Origin of the sequence: Sulfitobacter sp. TCYB15 (genome assembly GCF_040435955.1) — a bacterium.
Taxonomy (GTDB): domain Bacteria; phylum Pseudomonadota; class Alphaproteobacteria; order Rhodobacterales; family Rhodobacteraceae; genus Sulfitobacter; species Sulfitobacter pontiacus.
Map to the genome: position 1 here is coordinate 13,330 of NZ_CP159194.1, position 18,376 is coordinate 31,705.

An 18,376-nucleotide genomic window follows, 5' to 3' on the forward strand; every position below is an offset into this window, starting at 1 on the left:
GCACGGCAGGGGCTCAGGGCGCTATCCTCCATCGTCGAGTTTGCAAACTAGGTTCGTTCTGACGCCAGTGTCCTTTCCGCATTACCCCAAACCAAACTTGACATCGGGCAGGTGAATCGCAGATTGAGAACGAATAGTGAACAGTTAGGATTCCCATGCCAGTTTACCCAGTTGATGAACCCGTCTACATGCCTTCGCAATCTGTTCGAATTGTCAGCACACCAGTCAGCGCGGGTTTTCCTTCGCCAGCTGGAGACGATCTCGAAGATGAGATCGACCCTATGGCATGGGTCGTTAGACATCCTTCATCCACATTTTGGTGGCGCGTAGAAGGGGACTGCCTCTGGGACGCTGGGATACGTGATGGTGATATCATCGCTGTAGACCGTGCTGGCAAGCGCCGCATTGGGCGAGCCGTGCTGGCCGTGGTAGATGGTGCTGTCACAGCAAAGATCCTGCGTAAGCGTGGTGACAGATACTACCTCGCGCCCGCGAATAGCCAAGAACGGTTCCCCGACGTCGAACTTACAGAGGATAGTGAAATCTGGGGCGTTATCGCAGGTGTTGTCCGGCGTTACGACTTGGCATGAAGCGGCCTGTTGCCATCAGCGACAGTGCGAACTTCTATGTGAGCGCTGAGCGAATATTCGATCCGACTCTTAAGAACGTCCCGGTGATCGTACTATCCAACAACGATGGTTGCGCCATAGCGCGCAGCGACGAAGCCAAGGCCTTGGGGATCAAGATGGGCACTCCGCTGCATCACATCCGCGATAAGGTTGATGCCCATGGTATCCGCGTCTTCAGCTCGAACTACACACTCTATGGCGACATCTCTCGTCGGGTGGTTGAGGTCTACGAAGACTTTACGCCAAACGTCGAGATCTATTCCATCGATGAATGCTTCCTCGACTTTGTCGGGTTCAAGGATCGCACGGCACATGCCATGGCGCTGCGTGCAGCAGTCCTTAGGCGGGTAGGAGTGCCTGTCCGCATCGGCGTCGCCCCAACCAAGACTCTTGCGAAGTGTGCGAACGATATCGCCAAGAAGAACCCCATCTTTGCTGGGGTTTTGGATATGATGGACGAGAGCCTCGCAAACTGGCTGCTGCCACGCGTGCCAGTCGGGGACATCTGGGGCGTTGGTCGAAAGACCACCGACAAGTTGAAAGCCTTGGGTGTACACACGGCAGCTGATCTTCGTGATCTGCCAATCCGGCAGGCAAGGGCTGTCGGCACCGTGGTGCTGGAGAGGATCGTATTGGAGCTACAGGGTGAGGCCTGTCTCGCCTTTGAAGACGTAGAGCCACAGCGCAAAGGTATGGCCGTAACACGATCAGCAGGCACTCCGATGACAGACTTCGACACGCTGTTCCAGGCGATCACCGCGCACGCATCACGGGGCGCTGAAAAGCTACGCCAGCACGGCTTAGTCGCTGGTACGCTGACTGTGTTTTTCCACACCAATAAGCACCGGCCAGATCGTCCTCAGTATACAGCATCCAGAACAACTCGAATGACCCCGATGTCGTCGGATACCTTCGACCTTGTTGAAGCCGCACGACGCTGTGCGGAAGCCGGATGGCCAAAGTCGGACGCCAGAAACTTTGGCTTCACAAAGGCTGGTATCATTCTGAATGACCTGGTGCGGTTCGAAGATCGTCCTCAAACGCTCTTCGATCAAGCGCGACCGAAATCACGCGCATTGATGAAGGCTTTGGATGACGTGAACGATAGGTTCGGGAAGAAGACGGTGGTCCTTGCCAGCGAAGGTAAGAACCAGATGTGGCGATTGCGCGCAGATCATCGAAGCCCGCGCTATACCACGCGAATGGAAGACCTGCCGGTGGTGAGATAGGGGAGGCAATACAGTCCAAACTGTTCGGCTGTTCTTGCACCGTCGAAGGCTGGATCTGATGATGAGCGTCGTGTTTGAGGCCAAGATGTACACCAATGTTGATAAGACGTCGTGCCAGCATCTCGCCGGAAACTCAAACAAAACAGATGTGTAATGCGGCGCGCTGGAATACGATTTTCGTACTGTAGAGCGGCACCCAGAAACTTTGCTTAGTTCGCCGAGTAAAACCCGATGTTTGATACTGCAATACAGGCATCTCGTTCGCGTCCTATAGCCAGTATTCCAATCCGTCTAAGGCAAGTTGGGTCGAAGGCTGCGTCAACCCGATGCGATACCAGTGAAGAAAAAGGAGTTTTGATCTTTCGCCAGTGTGGTTCGCCCACAAAATCGGCCCGAAAAGATTGCCAAGGTCTGGTTAGTTGAGCCGTGCGAAGCCGGACATCGTAGGTGCCACCATCACCGTATACGTCCATCTCAATGCCGTCCCATGCGCTCACGTCCACATCTGCACCACCTTCGTGAAGGTCAAGCGCCATCTGGATAAAGCCACCGTTGTTCTCAAGCGAGAGTGTGCCGCGAAGAACTGTGGCGTGGTGGCCGCCAACGAATTCTTCTGCGACGGAACCGCTCGATACACCGCCCATGACGTTGTCTGACACGAATTCCCATTTAGGCGCAAGTTGGATCATGGCTATTATCTACCTGATTTCCATGGGGCCAGATAGACGCTCCCGCTCAATAGAGCGCCTCGCAGCAACCTGCCTATTTGCTAGCAATGTATTTGCGGGATGCAGCGAAGCTAAGTCACGTTTCACATTAGTTATTAGGTTCATTGCCGTATCAATGACTAACCAAGCAATGTGGGACATATCATGTAATCGAGCTTCAGTATCACACGCGCGACCTAACTCTGTCGTGTGCCAACAACGCCGCTGGACGAATTTATGTGACAGGCCGACAACCGTCTCTAAAACTGGCAATGGTATCCGAACCTCGGGAGTTCAGGGGGGCTGCAATGATTAAGGTGATCCACGTCGAGGATGACGACGACATACGTGAGTTGGTTGGGCTTTCTTTGGACGTAGCGGGCGATCTCGAGCTCATGAGCTTTGCCTCTGGGAGTGAAGCTATACAGGCGGTGGAGGTATTTGGTCCGGACCTTGTATTGCTCGATATGATGATGCCAAACATAAGCGGCATAGATACGTTAAAAGCAACTAAGCAGATTGAGGGATATGCAGAAATATCTGCTATTTTTGTCACTGCTAGAGTTGATGGGAATCAAAACGAAGCATTTCTAGATGCTGGGGCGCTCGAAGTGATTGTAAAGCCGTTCGACCCGATTGAGCTTGGATCTGAAATTAAGTGAATTTGCAAGAGCGTTAGCACACTCACTTAGTCCGGTTGGTATGCATCGTAGATCGTCAGGGTCATGTTGAACTTTGGGGAAGTCATGTCCTGAGAAAGTTTTGCTTCCATTAGTTCCACAAAAGCCGTTCACTGCTGCTGTAACTGCATTTTTATAGGCAGGAGGTATCGGGTTGGCCGCTTTCCTTGTGAGTTTTGACGTTAAGCATTTGAGAATTTCGAGAGACCTAGACGCGATGATGGAAAAATTAGACGCTGTCAGGATCGGCGAGCACCTATGGGGGTTAGAACTCGATATAGATCCAAATACTGTGCATGATTGGCTTAAGTCGAACTTAGCCTGCAGTGATACGGCCATTGTAATCCAGCTCCGTCCGCTCCTAGAGCAATCAAGCACAAACATCTCTGCGAATGCAAAGATTTGGCTGGAACGGGTCCTGCATCCTGCTACCAGCTGAACCTCCCCCGGCACACGTCGGGAATTGGCGCAAACCGTGATGTTTACTGGATATGAAGTTCAGGTGCATCAATCGGCCGCCACGGCTGTGACCGATATCCAGGCCAATTTCTTTCGACCCCTCAGTCATGCGAGGTCTGCCATAAAAGCAAAGGTTAAGCTGAGATTGATCGTTGATGTGTGCGAACGTGACCTTATAAGATCGCTGCCTACGGCTGTCAGGTCCGCTGCGGAACGCCCGCAACCCGCGTGGGCTAAAGTTCATCTCCTAGAAAAGACAAGCCGTATCGAACGCCCCCACGTGTTCTTCATTGAACATAAACCTCATGACTTTTGGCCCGCGAAAAAGTGCGTTGCTTCCTGAGAAACAGCCATGTCGGCCTCGGGTAATAATTTTTGCAAATCATAGCCGAAAGACCATCTTGCCGAGAAATTTTACTTTTGAACACCAGTAATTTTAGGGGCGATTACCCTATCGCAGTGATTTCCAGCGCGCAGAGAACGACAAAGCGGGCTTAGTTCTATGCGTCTGAACGTGCAGAACCAAGCTAGCTTTTCCCAGAAGAGCGCAAAATATGACATACATGCAAGGCGAAACTGGTTAAGCGCCGCAAATTTGCCCTATTTTTCGACAAAGATAATTCCGACTAACCGAGTAGAAGGAGATATTTATGCTTAACTACAAAGTTTTTGGCGCTACGATCGCTGCTTACCTATCAATGATGCCTAATTTAGCTCTTTCTCAAGTTATTCTGACAGTTACAAACCAGGAAGCGTCTACCAAATTTACACACGAGGAGCTGAGCTCGCTTCCTCAAGTAGTGTTGCTTACAGCAAACGATTACGTTGACCAACCGACGTCGTTCCAAGGCCCACTGCTGCGTTCAGTTTTAGAGGCATCCGGAATAGGTCGGGATGCTAAACTGAATATGATTGCTCTAAACGATTTCACATCAACGGTGCCTGCATCGGACGCCTTCGATTATGACGTTATATTGGCAATTCTACGAGAAGGCAAAACAATGCCGGTGCGTGAAAAGGGGCCAGTCTGGGTAATATATCCTATGGATGAAAATCCGGAGCTTCGCAACGACTTATATAATGATCGCTTGGTTTGGCAGCTCAAAGAGATTTCTGTCGAGTGAGAAGAGCAAAATTAATCCGATCCACTCTTCTTGCACTATTTGTGGGAGCGGTTGCTTTCGGAATTGGCGTAATTCTGAACCTTAGTGAAAGGGTTGAAAATATTCAAACTGCAGAACAAAGCGACCCCCTATGGGTAGGATCTCAACTCCAGTTTGAAATGCTTCGTCTTGAGAGAGAGCTTAGCCATGCCGCGTTGGGGATAAAGCCTACGAGCGATGTCGCTTTGCGGTTTAACATCGCGTGGAGCCGGATTTATGTCCTCCAACAAGGTAAACTAGCAAAAATAGTCGAACAATTTGATGTTGATAAAAGCGTGCTTCATGCACTTGATCGCAGGTTTCAAGAACTAGAAAGCCATATATTAGAATTTTCTACTCAAGACATGTCCGATGTAGTGAGAAGGAGAAAAGCCGAGATGATAGTGCATCAGCTCGAAGGTTATGATTTTTCTCTTAGGAACTTTTTATTAGACTTAGCACAAGCGAAAACCAGTTCCCTGTCAGACTTTCGAAGTGGCTTGCTCTCTCTTTCGCACACGATCGCTTACCTCGGCGTGACTATTCTAGCTATATTCGGTATCTTTATATCTTTGTTAATGGTCGAGTTGCGGCTATCTGGCAAGAGGGAGCGCGAAATGGAAATACTTGTAGAGGAAGCGAATTCTGTATCACGCATGAAGTCGAATTTCATGAGCGTAGTGAGTCACGAATTACGCACGCCACTCACGTCCATTATTGGTGGCCTAGCGCTACTCCAAGCTAAAGTCGACACGATAATTGACGACAAAACGGTTCACCAATTACTAGATGTTGCGCGGCGAAATGGTGATCGCCTTCTCACGCTTGTAAACGATATCTTGGATGCTCAAGCGTTGAGCGAAGGAAAAGTTTCTATTAACAAAGTGACTATTGACCTTAATCAAGTTGTTAGAGACACCGTGGAAAGTTGCCAACCCTACGCTGTCTCACGGGGGGTGAGTTACGATGTGTTTATTCCGCCTGGCGAAACTTTGGCAAATACGGACGCTTCGCGTGTATCTCAAGTTTTAAATAATTTTCTTTCTAACGCTGCAAAATTTACTCAGTCCGGAGATGTGGTTGAGGTCAGGCTAAGGCGACTGGGTGATAAAGCGCTCGTTGAAGTGTCAGACAATGGTATCGGAATTCCGGTGGAAGCACAGAACGATATTTTTAACGCCTTCCAGCAAGTCAATCCCGGCACTACGGGCCCCAAAAAAAGTAGCGGTCTCGGGTTGAGTATCGCAAAGCAACTGATGGAGCTACTCGATGGCAATGTCGGGTTTCGATCTATTGAAGGAAAGGGATCAACGTTCTGGATGGAAATTGATCTTGTTTCTTAGCAAAACGATTTTCCTGTTACGTAGAAATGGTTGGGCTTCTACGGTTAGATTCTAAGCTTTACTTAGTAATGTTCAATGCAACCAAGGTCGTTCGGCAGGCCGTTTAGCTGATGTGGAAATGTCTATAAGTTTGCAGGGGTGAGCTAATGGAACGAGTGGATATTGCGAGTATCCATTATGTTTCTAAACTATACTTTTGCATATTTGTTCGCTTCGATTTTCTGCCTTACAAAATTCACACCACTAGTTTCAGAAGGAATTTAGTATGCCAACTGCATCAAAGCTACCGATAAACACAAGCGCTACTGCCAATGATATGGCGGAAGCAATGTTTGGGAACGGTATTACTGTCGTTTCCGCGAGCTATACTGGTGCTGCTGGCGCATCGGGCATCTATTCAGATGGGGATTCGACCTCACCAGAGCTGACTCCTTCTGACACGGGAGTGATCTTATCTACTGGGAATGCCGCCGATGTCACTAACGCCACCGGTGATGTTAATGCCTTAGATTGGAAGTCTACCAACCACGGTACAAGTGGCGATAGCGATTTAAGTTCTGTCTCAGGACAGGCAACATATGACGCTGCAGTTTTTGAAGCGGAATTTCTTCCCCAAGGCAGTATTTTGACGATGCAAATTGTGTTTTCGTCAGAGGAATACTTAGAATATGTGAATTCAGGATTTAATGACGCAGTCGGTATATGGGTGAACGGTGTTCAGGCAGAATTGACGGTTGGCACTGGTGATATCTCAATTGACAATATTAACACTGGTTCGAACGAAAACCTCTATTTAGATAACGCTAGATCAGAGGATACCTACAACACTGAGATGGATGGATTCACAGTAACCCTTACCCTGAAGGCCCCGGTGAATGCCGGAGCCAATAACACAATAAAAATCGGCATTGCCGATGGCGGGGACGGTGTTTACGACAGTAATTTGTTAATTGCAGGTGACTCTGTTCAAACGGCGCTTGTCGCAGGTGATGACGACATTTCAGTTCGTATCGGCCAAGAAGTCGACGTTGACGTGCTTGCAAACGACCAAAGCGCAAGCGGTGGGCTGTTGACAATTACGCACATCAACGGACAGCCTGTTGTAGTAGGTGATACTATCACTCTCCCCTCCGGAGAAATGATTGAATTATCAGAGAACGGCATCGTTCTTGCAACAGCGAATATCGAAGCCGCAGAGAACGTATTCACTTACACTGTGCAGGATGAGAATGGCAATTCGGACATTGGCTTTGTTACACTTACGACTACGCCATGTTTCACTCCGGGTACTTATATTTCTACCCCAGAAGGCGACCGTCTGATTGATACATTATCCCCGGGTGATTTGGTCGAAACATTGGATAACGGGCCCAAAGCACTTCTCTGGGTAGGGCGATCAGAGCGCTATGTCGCAGTTAATGAGGCACCAATCAAAATCAGTAAGGGTACACTTGGTGCGAAAAAGGACACGTCTGTTTCCCCGTTGCATCGTATCCTTATCCGAGATGCCAACGCAATGTTGCTCTACGGTTCCGATGAAGTCTTCGTTGCGGCTAAGAACTTGGTGAATGGAGATACAATTTGCTGTTCCGAATCTGCTCAAAAGATAACGTACTTTCATTTATTATTTGAAAACCATGAGATTATATTGGGGGACGGGGTTCTGAGTGAAAGCTTCCATCCGGGTAAGGAAACTCGAGAAAGTTTCGACCCTGCGCTGAATAGTGCGTTGGAGGATGTAGTTGAGCAATATAATTTAAAAGGAATGCGGTCGGCACGACCAACCCTAAAAGGATATGAAGCTGGGCTTTTGAAGGCGACACCGAAGGAGGATAGGTTCGTGCGAGTGTAACCGGTTTGACCTGCCTCAGAAACCTCACTTGTTGTGATGTAGAGTTTGTTTGGCCTCTTGAAAGAGCAAACAGATGCGAAAGGGCCATTTCATCGTATGATCAAGCAAAAGCAAACCAAAAATGACTACCTCGCAGGTGTGCCCCAAGCAAGGCCTGAACCGAGGACATTCTGAATTTCAAAACGAACAACGGCGATATGCGAGTGTCCGACGCCTGCAATCGGATGGCCATGAGAATGCAATGCCCTAACGCCTGCTGAATAGCGGTAACTTGGACATTGTCTTGCAAAAATAGCTTACCGGACTGACCTGATGGTGAACCATTGATGCAGCATTGGTTCGAGCGCAATGTCTGACGAATATCAGGCGAGAGGTAGTACTGATTGCAAACTGGGGTCATGGCACCTCACAGCATCGAGCCTGCCGACTTGTCGATGCCGATCCGTAGACGATCATACGTAAACGTTCATCGGATAACTCAGAGAGGAGCCAGGGAATGAATGCATCCACACCCGGCGTTCTTGCCCAAGTCGACGATCAGAATCGGTAAGTGCGGCCCGAAGTCTCTCGTTATGAACGTGAAAGCCCCGGGGGAGGGCAGGTCAAAGGTACTGCAAGAAATTTCGCTAATAGAGATCAATCAGTTCAAAGGACAAATTATCGTCAACATTAAGCTATAGCATGGCTTTGAATGGAGGATGATATGCGCCTATTATTTGTTCACGAGAGCCGTCTTACAAGAGACGCAATCGCAATGATCATGGGCGTTAATGGAACAGTGGATGTCATAACGACTGGTCACCCCAATGAGGCATATAGCTTAATTCAGAAGGATAACAGTTTCGATCTCGTCTTATTGGGATGTACATCTTCAGGTTTCTCTGTGGTGAATGACTTTGCTAATTTACGGAAGATCTCTAACATGTGTGGAGGGCAACGCGTAGTAGTGTTGTTGGAGAAGAGTAGTGATGCACTTTTGAAGCGCGTTCAAGCTCACGGAGCGATAGGATCAGTTTCATATGAGATGTCTAGTGCCATCCTTTATCGAAGCCTGATAGATATGGCATCAGAGGAACTTGAGCCTAATATACATAATGGAGTGAATGATACCTTTTCGCTGGTTAGAACCCGTTTGAACATGTTGACGCCGCGTGAGATAGAAATGCTGGAAGGGCTTTGTCTAGGACAATCCAATAAGGTAATTGCGAGCCGGCTATCAATCAGTGTCCCTACGGTTAAGTTCCATATGAAATCTCTTTATCGGAAGCTTGAAGTTAAAAACCGTACCCAGGCAGCTTTGTGCGCATTTGAAAGCTGCCTGTTTTAGCTAGGTTTGCCCGCATCAAATTTAAATTTAAATTTAAGTTGTCAAAATATCGTTTCCGACATAGTTGCCAAATTAAAACCTACTCTTTATAGAGGGCGCGTTTGTTTCTCGGCGGGTCGTTGTCGGAGTACTCTGCTCAGCCATTTCTGACTTTAAGTATTTCAATAAATCATCGCGCAGCTCTTCACGCGCCAGTCCGAAGGACACCGTCGCCTGCAGGAAACCGGACTTGGAACCGCAGTCGAAACGCTGGCCCTTGAAGCGGTAGCCATAGACATCGTTACCTTGAGTCAGCTCTGCTGCGATAGCGTCGGTCAGCTGGATTTCCCCGCCCGAGCCGGACTTCAGCTGGTTCAGGTTTTTCAGCACGTTGGGCGACAGGATATAGCGGCCGATTACGGCAAGGTTCGACGGCGCGTCTTCGGCTTTGGGCTTTTCGACCATGCCCTTCACCTTGACCAGCTCGCCATCGGTTTGGCCATCGCCGATGTCCAGCATCCCGTAGGAGGAGGATTTTTCAGGGTTCACTTCCATCGCCGCAACCATGTTGCCGCCGGTCTCGTTATAGGCTTCGATCATCTGCTGCAGGCAGGGTTTGTCGGCAGCAATCACGTCATCGGGCAGCATCACCGCAAAGGGTTCATTGCCGATCAGACGACGGGCGCACCATACCGCATGGCCCAGACCAAGCGCTTTGTGCTGGCGGATATACGCGATGGCACCGCTGTCCATATTGGTGCTTTTCAGGATCTCCATCAGCTCTGTCTTGCCCTTGGAGCGCAGTTCCTGTTCCAGCACGGGAGAGTGGTCAAAGTAATCTTCCAGCGCGCCCTTGCCGCGGGAGGTGACAAAGATGAATTCCTTGATGCCCGCCGCGCGGGCCTCGTCGATGGCGTATTGCACCAGCGGGCGATCAACCAGGGTCATGATCTCTTTGGGGACAGATTTCGTCGCGGGCAAAAACCGAGTTCCCAAACCAGCCACCGGAAAAATCGCTTTTGTTACTTTCTTAACCATTGAGCGTCCTTATCTGGTTTTGTTAGATCACATTTTAGGTCCTGAACCTTGTGCCGGAATTTAGCAAAGTCCTTCCTGAAAGGATGGTGTGCGAGTTAGGCTTTTTTAAGGCAGGAGCCAATACGTTCTAACCGCAACACTAGGCGATAGGTTTGCGAAAACTAATTCAGCCGACAATAGCGGCTTACATATTGCCGCATTATATTCTTCTACAGATGATTGCTTTAGGTTGGATACTATGAAATACCTGTCTAATTATTGCTGTAAGACCGTTTTTATGGGCGCTATCAATAGAAGAGTTCTCATATGAAATTTTGAAGTGTTGACTTCATATGCGTCCGTTCTGATCTCGAACAGCATACCTAATTCGGAAGATTGTCGCTGAGCCATTGGTTGACTGCACCAGGACCTTGCCCCCAACAGGGTTTGCTCACGCTGATAACATAGAAGTTATCATCAGCGTCTAAGTTTTTCGATAGGTTATCGTAAACCTCTGTAACCTCCGCATCTGTTGAGATTATATATGCTGAATCTCCTATTTTTGCCCAAACTCCGTATGCCTTGATATCGTTTGAAATACTAAACCGCGCGTTTTCGACCGCTGAATTGTAAGCCACGAGATAGCAAGCCATGCTTAGTTCTCCTTCAGTACAGTATTCACCTTACAATAGTGCAAATTCGATCATATTGAATGCGAGTTCTATTGTAGGGTGTATTGAGTTCGACAATATGTATCGTATGATATATTTACATTCTGACAACTGGTAGCGTGTTATCTAAAACCTTCGATGCAATTGACTTGTTTTAGTGCATTGATGGCTTGGGCCAAATTCATTTCAACTGCAGAATTTCCGAGTACTTCTTTAAGAGCTTTTCGTGTTTGTTTGCCGACACTACCATCTATCGGCCCTGGGTCAGAACCAGCCTCCACAAGTAAACGTTGCAGTTGAAAACCGTCTACATCGTGCCGGTCATCATTAAGTAAGCACTTTTCTTGATCGTCAGCCGAAGCTTCCTTGATGGGTTCGTTAATACTTTCTTGGGATGCGATAGATTTCCGTTCCGAGATACCTTTACTTGGGGATGCTTTTCCCAAAACGCAGGAGGTCAACTCTGCTAGCTGCTCCACGGCTTCTTTGGGGGGGGTGCCAACCAAGGTTGTAGTGCAAGAACCCCTCCCACAGGAAAAACTCATGTGCCAGTCTTCCGATGAAAAACTAGGTTTTAGATAGCCTTCGCCGTTCGAAAATATCGCATAGGGTAGACCATTTATTAAGCCTTCTTGCCATACGCTAGGGAAAAGGGGGGACGGGACGTCGGAGTAGTTCACTATAACGTTAACAGCGCCTGGGAGTGGCACATCGAACGTCGAAGAAATACAGGGAGCCGCTAAGGTTTCGCGCCCATAGATCACGACACCGAAAAGTATAAGAATTACGAAGTCCGTTCTCATGGAGATACGCGAATTAACGGACCATGACGTCTAAATGCAAGCGCTGCGAGTACAGTCGCATTGGTGTTAGCCGTAATTGATGTGTTTGTTGATCCGTCTACTTCGTAAATGCCTTCCGGCCATCCACGTTCATAGTTCGCGGTGGGGGCAATTGCAGAAACAAGTTTGCGCGTATATTCGGTGCCAAACAACGCGTCCATTGCGAAAGATACTTTCGTAGTAACAGTGCGTTTGCTGTCTAAGCGGTCCCCTTTAAACGTCATTACAGCCCAAGGCGCACCTCCGCCCCATATTGATGAATATACAAAATAAGGTGCTTCATCTAGGTGGGACTCACTTACGGCGGTCAGAATGCCGGTTTCCATGAAGCGGGCCTCTTGTGCATGGTATATCGCCGTTGCAAATCGATGGGACCGATCATCAAAGCCGAACTCTAGACCATCGAAAATGTACGGCTCGCTGACGGTAAAGGCAGGGGTGACGTTGCGGTGCAAGCGAGTATCAACGGGTACGGGGTGGCCTAGTACGTCTTTCACCATCAAATGATCTTCTACACCGTACGCGTTTACCATATCGTAACCGAAGAGCATCATGGCTTTAGCGGCATATTGTTCATAGCCGACGCGTCCCTCTTGATCGCGACGCAGTTTATCGTTCGCAATATTGCCGCCGATCAGTTGCCCACCTTCGACCATCTGAATTAGGTGCCATTTGTCGAGCACAGCAGTTACCTGCGGCGCTAGCTCGGGATAGCGACTTTCAACCTGAGCCAGGGCACCGACCATACGTGCAATGTCCAAAGCCGACCAGCCTAGGCCACGTTCGACTGGTCGATTGCCGTAGTCTACAAGTTCGGCTGTCTGCACGTTATAGGCTTTGTTGGGTAAGAGGTCGTCGAACAAACGCAAATTGCTGAGCGTTTCTAAAGCCAACAATAGTCGAGATTGTGCTTCGTCTGGGTCAATTATTTCGAGTAATTCAGCAGATATTACGGCAATAAAGTATGATCCCGTTTCCCACATCGTTGTCGATGGGTACTTGTCTGCAGAATTCACCAGCCCCGTCGTCTCATGCGTGTTATTCTCGAAGTAGCGCCAAGCGATCCGCGCATAATCAAGGTCGCTTTCGCTACTTTCGCCCGTCATCGCTAGTGGCAATGGCGTGACGGCCTCAAAGGCGGCGAGGGGGGAGCGCTGTTCCACGGCGGAGGACTCCATCAGTTCTGGGTCACGTGTTGCGCGCTTATCGATGGTGTTTTCTAAAAACACAACCAAGGCCAGGCCAAAGCCCAATGCCACGAGGAATGTAATATGGCTGCGCGCCTTTATCAGATTAGAACGAAAGCTCATGCGTTCAGCTCCTCTTGCGATTGTTCGGGTTGCCATAGGGCGGCGCGGATCATTCCGGCCATGGCGAGGCAATTGTTAAGTCCCCACAGAATATTCGCCACGACACCGCCCGCTGAATGCCCGGAGCCGCCATAAATCAGTGCCCCGATGCCCCAGAGTGCCCCAAGGACGGTAAACAGGATCACGGCCATCTGCGGGCGGACAAGCTCAAGAAAATTGCCTGTCTGTCGAGTTTTAGGGGTGACCTTGAAAGAAATCCTCTCGCCCTTGGCGACGGCCAGCAGGGCTTTCATGCCCAATGGGAAAAAGGCGAGGTAGCTGCTTTTAGCGGCATATCCCGCAATCCCCCAAGTGCCGATCATTATTGCCAGCTCCAGCGTGACGAGAAAGGGGATCAGACGGAAAAAAAACTCATTCGAATATGCGGAAACGGGCGAAGCGCCGGTAAAAAGATACACGACAGGGGCAAAGAGAAAGATGATGTTCCACAACGGTGCCAGATAGGAATAAAACGTGGTGCCATACATAAGCCGTTGGCCAATCGACAAGCCCCGGCGAAACAGAGGATTGTCGTTCTTGAGAATATCCAAGCTACCGCCAGCATATTTGAAGCGTTGCACGGTCCATGTCAGCAGATCTTGAGGTGATAGCATTTTGCTTTCAACCATCGGATGCTGCTTTGACTTCCAGCCGCGCTCGCTATCCGAATGCAGGACGATTGAAGTATAGATGTCTTCGGAGACGTGGAATCGATATGGCGTCAACACCTCTGTCGCGGCGGATTCCGTGCGGATGGCTGCCATCAGATCGGGGGCAATTTCGCGCTCTTTGCTGGAGACGGTAATATTTTCTTCGACCGCGAAAGACCGTTGTTCGACCTTATCGCCGAAGCTGCGCAGCGCAACCTCCATCACCGCCTCTCGGCGATGGATAGAACCAGCGCCACAACAGAATGCGGCATTTACCCAGTTCCGACGGCGTAGGATGATATCGTAGAACATCTTGGGGTCGTTCACGAAGGGATCCGCGCCGTAAACCACAGGCCCAACCGTCCGCTCGATCGCGCGGCCGATCTTGCCGCCAAACTGACCGAAACGGCGTTGCAACTTGTCAGTCAGATGCTCTCCGGCGGGCAGGTCGTAGAACCATTGGGGCGTTTGGACCCAGGCCATCTTCTTGTCTCTAAAATAGCCCATTGTGTGTTCAAGAAACGTTGGGAAAGGGCGGGTGTCTGCGTCGCAGATCACCATGAAGTCGCCCGAGGTCTGCTCCATCGCGTTGCGGAGATTGCCGGCTTTGAAACCTTCGTTCGTGCTGCGGGTGATGTAGTTTACCCCTTCCGCTTCGGTAACTACGCGCATTTCGGGGCGACGACCATCGTCGAGAATGTGGATGCGTATGTCGATCGGGTGGGGGTAGGTCATTTGCTTCGCATCGAGGATCCCGAGCCTCACCAGTTCGGGGTCTTCGTCATAGGTGGCAAACATCACATCGACAGAGATTGGCCGATCCCCCTCGGGATGGCCATCAACGACATCTGAAAGCACCGCCGGGGGGCTCTCGATCTTGAGCGGATCGTCTTTCCACAGATTGAAAACGAACAGCAACATGCCGAAATAGGCACAGGTTTCGGCCAGCACCAAGGGTAGCGCAAACCACATGGCGTCGGGGTTCAGCGAGTGGGCCCATCGCCACCAGATGTACCAGCCCCCGACAACCAAGGCGATTGTCGCAAGGAATTGCCACAGCATTTCACGCAGTGGCGAGTAGGGTAGAGGCGGCTCCGGCAGGCGGTCTTCGAACTTGAGAAAATAATCGTCCATTCTATGCACCAGCCAACGGTTTGGCCTTGGCCCGTTCCCAAGGCAGCGGGCCAAGGCCGATCGTCCAAGCCACCAAGGCCCCCTTGGAAAGCCCGTAGGCTACGGCGAAAGACAGCGGCAGCGCGAAGGCGTAGCGGGACAGGACAAGCATCCACGGTTGCGTCATCTGGGACAGGCCCGTTTTGAACACGAAGATATCAAAGAGGTCGATCACAAAAGGATGAACTAGGTAGACGCCGAAACTGAACCTCGCAAAGAACGACCACTGCTTTGACCACGGCAAGAACTGCCCGCCAAGAAAGACAAAGAACACGAAGATCGGCATCAGAAAATGCCCGTAATAATCCCAATTGTTTCGGATGCCCCAGCCGCCGGTTTCATAGGCGATGGCGAAGAAGGGTAGGGTGGCAATATAGGCGAGGCCAACGAAATAGAACGCGGCGCGTCGGATCAGGCGAGACTCGCCTCTGGGAATGCCATCCTTCCACAAGCCATAAATCGCGAAGGCCGCCAGCCCGTATCCGACATAGCCGAATATTTTCAACGCGCGAACAATGTAATCGCGGTAGAAGGAATCGATCCCTGTGCTCCAGACAAATGCCTGCGCGCTGTTCATGACGCCTATGGTCACTAATACGGCAAAGCCGAACATGGGATAGCGTATCGCGACGCGCATCACCGGATAGAACAGGATGAGGGCAAATAGCGTGGGCAAAAAGTGCATGTGGTACTGGGACTTGCCCAAGATCAGATAGCCCGCCCAGTTCTTCAGGTCGGCGATCTGATCCCAGATATAGGGCGTGTAGCCAAACGCCTCTGCCTTCGCCAAACGGAAGAACACATAGAAGAGCGTCCAAAAAGCAAAAGGCACCAGCAGCCGTTTGGCTTGTTGCCCGATCGCCGTTCCGTAGCCTGGCATCTTCCTGTCGACCCGCATCGCCATCAGGAAAAGCGAAAACATAAAGAACATTTCGGAGCCCGAGAATTCGCCGATTGATCGCAAGAACACCGGAATAAGACGCGCTGCAGGTTCCGCATCGGCAAATGGCTGCCCCGAAAAATCCGTGGTGGAGTGGATCAGCACAACGCCCATCGCCGCAAAAACCCGGTTTGCGTCAAACCACAATAGTCTTGTTTTGCTGCTCTGGTTCATGGGTTAGCAGCGGGGATCGGGCAGGATTTCGGTAGCACTTTACGCACTTTGGGTGGCGGCATCTTATGTTCGGTCGGCTGGCATTCGGTCGCCCCGATTTCCCCGCCTGTCAGAACGGGGCGGCAATAGGTGAACTCCTCCACGGGTATCACGGGATCGACGCGGTTGGGGTTCGCGCAGGCACAGCAAGGCACCTCTTTGATCATCTTGTTCGGGTGGCATTTGTTGTCGCGCAAATCAGTCCCGATATTCGCCATATCCCAGGTCTGCGTATTGTTGTTCACCTTTTTCAGGATCGGCCCTTGGACCTTGTACAAAAGAGCCGCGAGGATGATGCCGTTGTTGTTCGACGATTGAAGCGGTATATAGCCATTGCCGTTCTCATAGAGCCCTTCGTAGAATCCTAATTCGGGCTCGGACAGATCGGCAACGGTTTCGAACAGAAGTTCCGTATAGTCCGTCTCCCACAGCGCCCACATGCCGATTGCGGCTTTGGCGGCGATGGCGGCGCGGTCGGGTTGGTATTCTCCCGTAGGATCAAGCGTATTCCACGGATAACCATCGGCAAAGATCGTGTCATACACAAAGTAAGGCTTGCCGTTGACCTGATGCTCGGATCGCGCGGTCACGATGCCTGTCTGTTCGAACCGGCGCTGTTGCACCAGATAAATGCGGTTGGCGAATTCCGCCCGCCAACCGTGGCTGGCAGTTTCGCCGTCACCGTCTGTGTCGGAGGGAATGTCCCACCCTAGTTCCAGACCGTCCAGAATGTAGCCTTCGGTTAGTACGTAGTTCTGGTTCTTGAAAATGCGGGGATCGCGACCGTCGAAAGGCACTTTGACGTCATAGATCGTGGTATAGGACAGCGGTTCCGGCGATAGGGCGCGGTCGACATCGAAACCCCAAAGCGCAAAGCCTTTTGCGGCGTATTCTTCATAGCCTAAACGCCCCTCCTGGACATAGCGTGTGGACCCGTCACCACGTTTGAATGACCCGAACATCCGGCCATCCTCATTGATAAGATTGCAGAAGTTCCACCGCATCGGAACGTTGTCGACACTGTTTGCCAGGTGCGGGTGGCGTTCTTTCAAAATGCGAAGCCAAACGAGCATCCGGCCAATATCAAGCGCAGACATGCCGACTTCGCCAGATTCGTTTGCATAGTTCACTTTCTCGCCGGTCTTGGCGTTGTAAACCTTGTTGGGGGCTTCACCTTGGTACAGGTCAAGATTGCGCAACGTATTGAGCAGTTTGGTTGCGCGGGTGTCAAAATCTCGTTTGTCGATTACGCAAAGCTCATAGGCTGAAACCAAGGCGCTGATATAAGAGGCCGTGTCCCATAGGGTGGTGGAAGGATAGGCACCCACGGCATTGACCAGTCCCGTATCCGGTTGAAAACGCTTCTCAAAATACGACCAAGCGGTCTGCGCCATCGCGTACTCGCGGTCTGTCAACTGGCCGTTGCGGCCAAAGTGTCTTTCCTTGTCAAATCTCGCCCCGCGATTGCATTCATTTCGAGCACTTCCATCACCGTTGAAATCGATGATCAAAGGCGCTGTTGAGCGGATGGTCATACTGTCGTAAGGTGTTCCTTCGACAATGATATTGCCGATCGTGACCTTTTCGGCCTTAGCTTCTGCCTTGGCCTTAGCTTCTGCCTGGGGCTTGGCTTCTGACGTGTCTTGGGCCTGAACCAGCGGCGCGGTGGCCAAGGCGACAAAAGCTGCTGCAATGCAATTTACGAATTTTAATGACATAGGGTGCCTCATTCGCACGCTCCTTCTGCGGGGGGCATGGTGGTACTATCGGGTTCAATATCCCGAAATGCTAACAATAGCCTGCGGCCGTTGCCGGATGGGCCGTATTCGACCTCATTCGCGAATTCCATAATTAGGCCAAGCCCACGGCCGCCTTCGGACATTTCGTCAATTTGCGACAGATCGGTTGCCTTTTCGCGCAGATCGAATGGCTCTGCGCCGGCGGGGTCGAATATCTCTATCGATATGGCTGCGGGCTGTACTGTAAGTTCAATATTGATCTCTGCCGCGGATGGTATTGGACGGGCATGGATCACGATGTTGTTCAGCGCCTCCGAGATGCAAAGCTCAAATTTGAACCGTGTCGTATCAGATAATGATTGCCCGACCGCAGCGCTTAAACGCTGGACCATCGGATCCACAGCCTCAAGGGCGTTGGACATCGTGTAGCACTGG

16 protein-coding genes and 1 pseudogene are annotated in these 18,376 nt (G+C 50.6%); 7 read left to right on the plus strand and 10 right to left on the minus strand.

Going from position 1 to position 18,376, the window contains the following annotated elements:
* Positions 1–155: 155 nt before the first annotated feature.
* Together ABM428_RS14490 and ABM428_RS14495 are read left to right on the plus strand one after the other, a co-directional pair.
* A complete protein-coding gene (locus tag ABM428_RS14490; protein ID WP_353628465.1) occupies positions 156–590 on the plus strand; it encodes a S24 family peptidase in 435 nt (144 codons plus the stop codon).
* Positions 587–1,858 carry a Y-family DNA polymerase gene (locus tag ABM428_RS14495; RefSeq protein WP_353628466.1) on the plus strand — a complete coding sequence of 424 codons (1,272 nt, stop codon included), beginning with the start codon at positions 587–589 and terminating at the stop codon, positions 1,856–1,858. The genes ABM428_RS14490 and ABM428_RS14495 overlap by 4 nt, the downstream gene beginning before the upstream one ends.
* Before the next feature lie 209 nt (positions 1,859–2,067).
* Here ABM428_RS14495 and ABM428_RS14500 read toward each other — a convergent pair whose 3' ends face one another.
* Positions 2,068–2,547 carry a CIA30 family protein gene (locus ABM428_RS14500; protein WP_353628467.1) on the minus strand — a complete coding sequence of 160 codons (480 nt, stop codon included), beginning with the start codon at positions 2,545–2,547 and terminating at the stop codon, positions 2,068–2,070.
* 326 nt (positions 2,548–2,873) lie between these two features.
* On the opposite strand from ABM428_RS14500, the gene ABM428_RS14505 reads away from it, so the two are divergent.
* On the plus strand, positions 2,874–3,227 hold the full coding sequence (locus ABM428_RS14505; protein WP_353628468.1) for a response regulator: 354 nt from the start codon (positions 2,874–2,876) through the stop codon (positions 3,225–3,227).
* 505 nt (positions 3,228–3,732) lie between these two features.
* Here ABM428_RS14505 and ABM428_RS14510 read toward each other — a convergent pair.
* A pseudogene (locus ABM428_RS14510) lies at positions 3,733–4,020 on the minus strand (IS3 family transposase); the annotation flags it as partial.
* A gap of 334 nt (positions 4,021–4,354) precedes the next feature.
* Between ABM428_RS14510 and ABM428_RS14515 the strand changes: the two are divergent.
* From ABM428_RS14515 to ABM428_RS14530, 4 genes are all read left to right on the plus strand, one after another.
* On the plus strand, positions 4,355–4,828 hold the full coding sequence (locus tag ABM428_RS14515; RefSeq protein WP_353628469.1) for a hypothetical protein: 474 nt from the start codon (positions 4,355–4,357) through the stop codon (positions 4,826–4,828).
* Entirely contained in the window at positions 4,825–6,189 is a 1,365-nt protein-coding gene (locus ABM428_RS14520) for an ATP-binding protein (RefSeq protein WP_353628470.1), read from the plus strand. The genes ABM428_RS14515 and ABM428_RS14520 overlap by 4 nt, the downstream gene beginning before the upstream one ends.
* 265 nt (positions 6,190–6,454) lie before the next feature.
* A complete protein-coding gene (locus ABM428_RS14525) occupies positions 6,455–8,041 on the plus strand; it encodes a choice-of-anchor L domain-containing protein (RefSeq protein ID WP_353628471.1) in 1,587 nt (528 codons plus the stop codon).
* 691 nt (positions 8,042–8,732) lie between these two features.
* Entirely contained in the window at positions 8,733–9,368 is a 636-nt protein-coding gene (locus tag ABM428_RS14530; protein WP_353628472.1) for a response regulator transcription factor, read from the plus strand.
* Positions 9,369–9,440: 72 nt separating this feature from the next.
* Here ABM428_RS14530 and galU read toward each other — a convergent pair whose 3' ends face one another.
* The 8 genes from galU to ABM428_RS14570 all read right to left on the minus strand — a co-directional run bounded on the left by galU (position 9,441) and on the right by ABM428_RS14570 (position 18,363).
* Positions 9,441–10,385 (minus strand): UTP--glucose-1-phosphate uridylyltransferase GalU, encoded by a 945-nt coding sequence (gene galU, locus ABM428_RS14535; protein ID WP_353628473.1) that lies wholly within the window; start codon positions 10,383–10,385, stop codon positions 9,441–9,443.
* 362 nt (positions 10,386–10,747) lie between these two features.
* Positions 10,748–11,017, minus strand: coding sequence for a hypothetical protein (locus tag ABM428_RS14540; RefSeq protein WP_353628474.1), 270 nt, complete (start codon positions 11,015–11,017; stop codon positions 10,748–10,750).
* A 140-nt stretch (positions 11,018–11,157) separates the two neighbouring features.
* Complete coding sequence (locus ABM428_RS14545; RefSeq protein WP_353628475.1) at positions 11,158–11,580, minus strand: peptidoglycan-binding domain-containing protein; 423 nt, start codon at positions 11,578–11,580, stop codon at positions 11,158–11,160.
* 254 nt (positions 11,581–11,834) lie between these two features.
* The gene (locus tag ABM428_RS14550; protein WP_353628476.1) at positions 11,835–13,187 is read right to left on the minus strand and encodes a DUF3131 domain-containing protein; all 1,353 of its coding nucleotides are present in this window, start codon (positions 13,185–13,187) and stop codon (positions 11,835–11,837) included.
* The gene (locus ABM428_RS14555; RefSeq protein WP_353628477.1) at positions 13,184–15,010 is read right to left on the minus strand and encodes a cellulose synthase catalytic subunit; all 1,827 of its coding nucleotides are present in this window, start codon (positions 15,008–15,010) and stop codon (positions 13,184–13,186) included. Before ABM428_RS14555 ends, ABM428_RS14550 begins: the two co-directional genes overlap by 4 nt.
* Before the next feature lies 1 nt (position 15,011).
* Positions 15,012–16,163: an acyltransferase gene (locus ABM428_RS14560; protein WP_353628478.1), complete on the minus strand. Its 1,152-nt coding sequence runs from the start codon at positions 16,161–16,163 to the stop codon at positions 15,012–15,014.
* Entirely contained in the window at positions 16,160–17,920 is a 1,761-nt protein-coding gene (locus ABM428_RS14565; protein ID WP_353628479.1) for a DUF3131 domain-containing protein, read from the minus strand. The genes ABM428_RS14560 and ABM428_RS14565 overlap by 4 nt, the downstream gene beginning before the upstream one ends.
* An 8-nt stretch (positions 17,921–17,928) precedes the next feature.
* On the minus strand, positions 17,929–18,363 hold the full coding sequence (locus ABM428_RS14570) for an ATP-binding protein (RefSeq protein WP_353628480.1): 435 nt from the start codon (positions 18,361–18,363) through the stop codon (positions 17,929–17,931).
* Positions 18,364–18,376 lie beyond the last annotated feature (13 nt).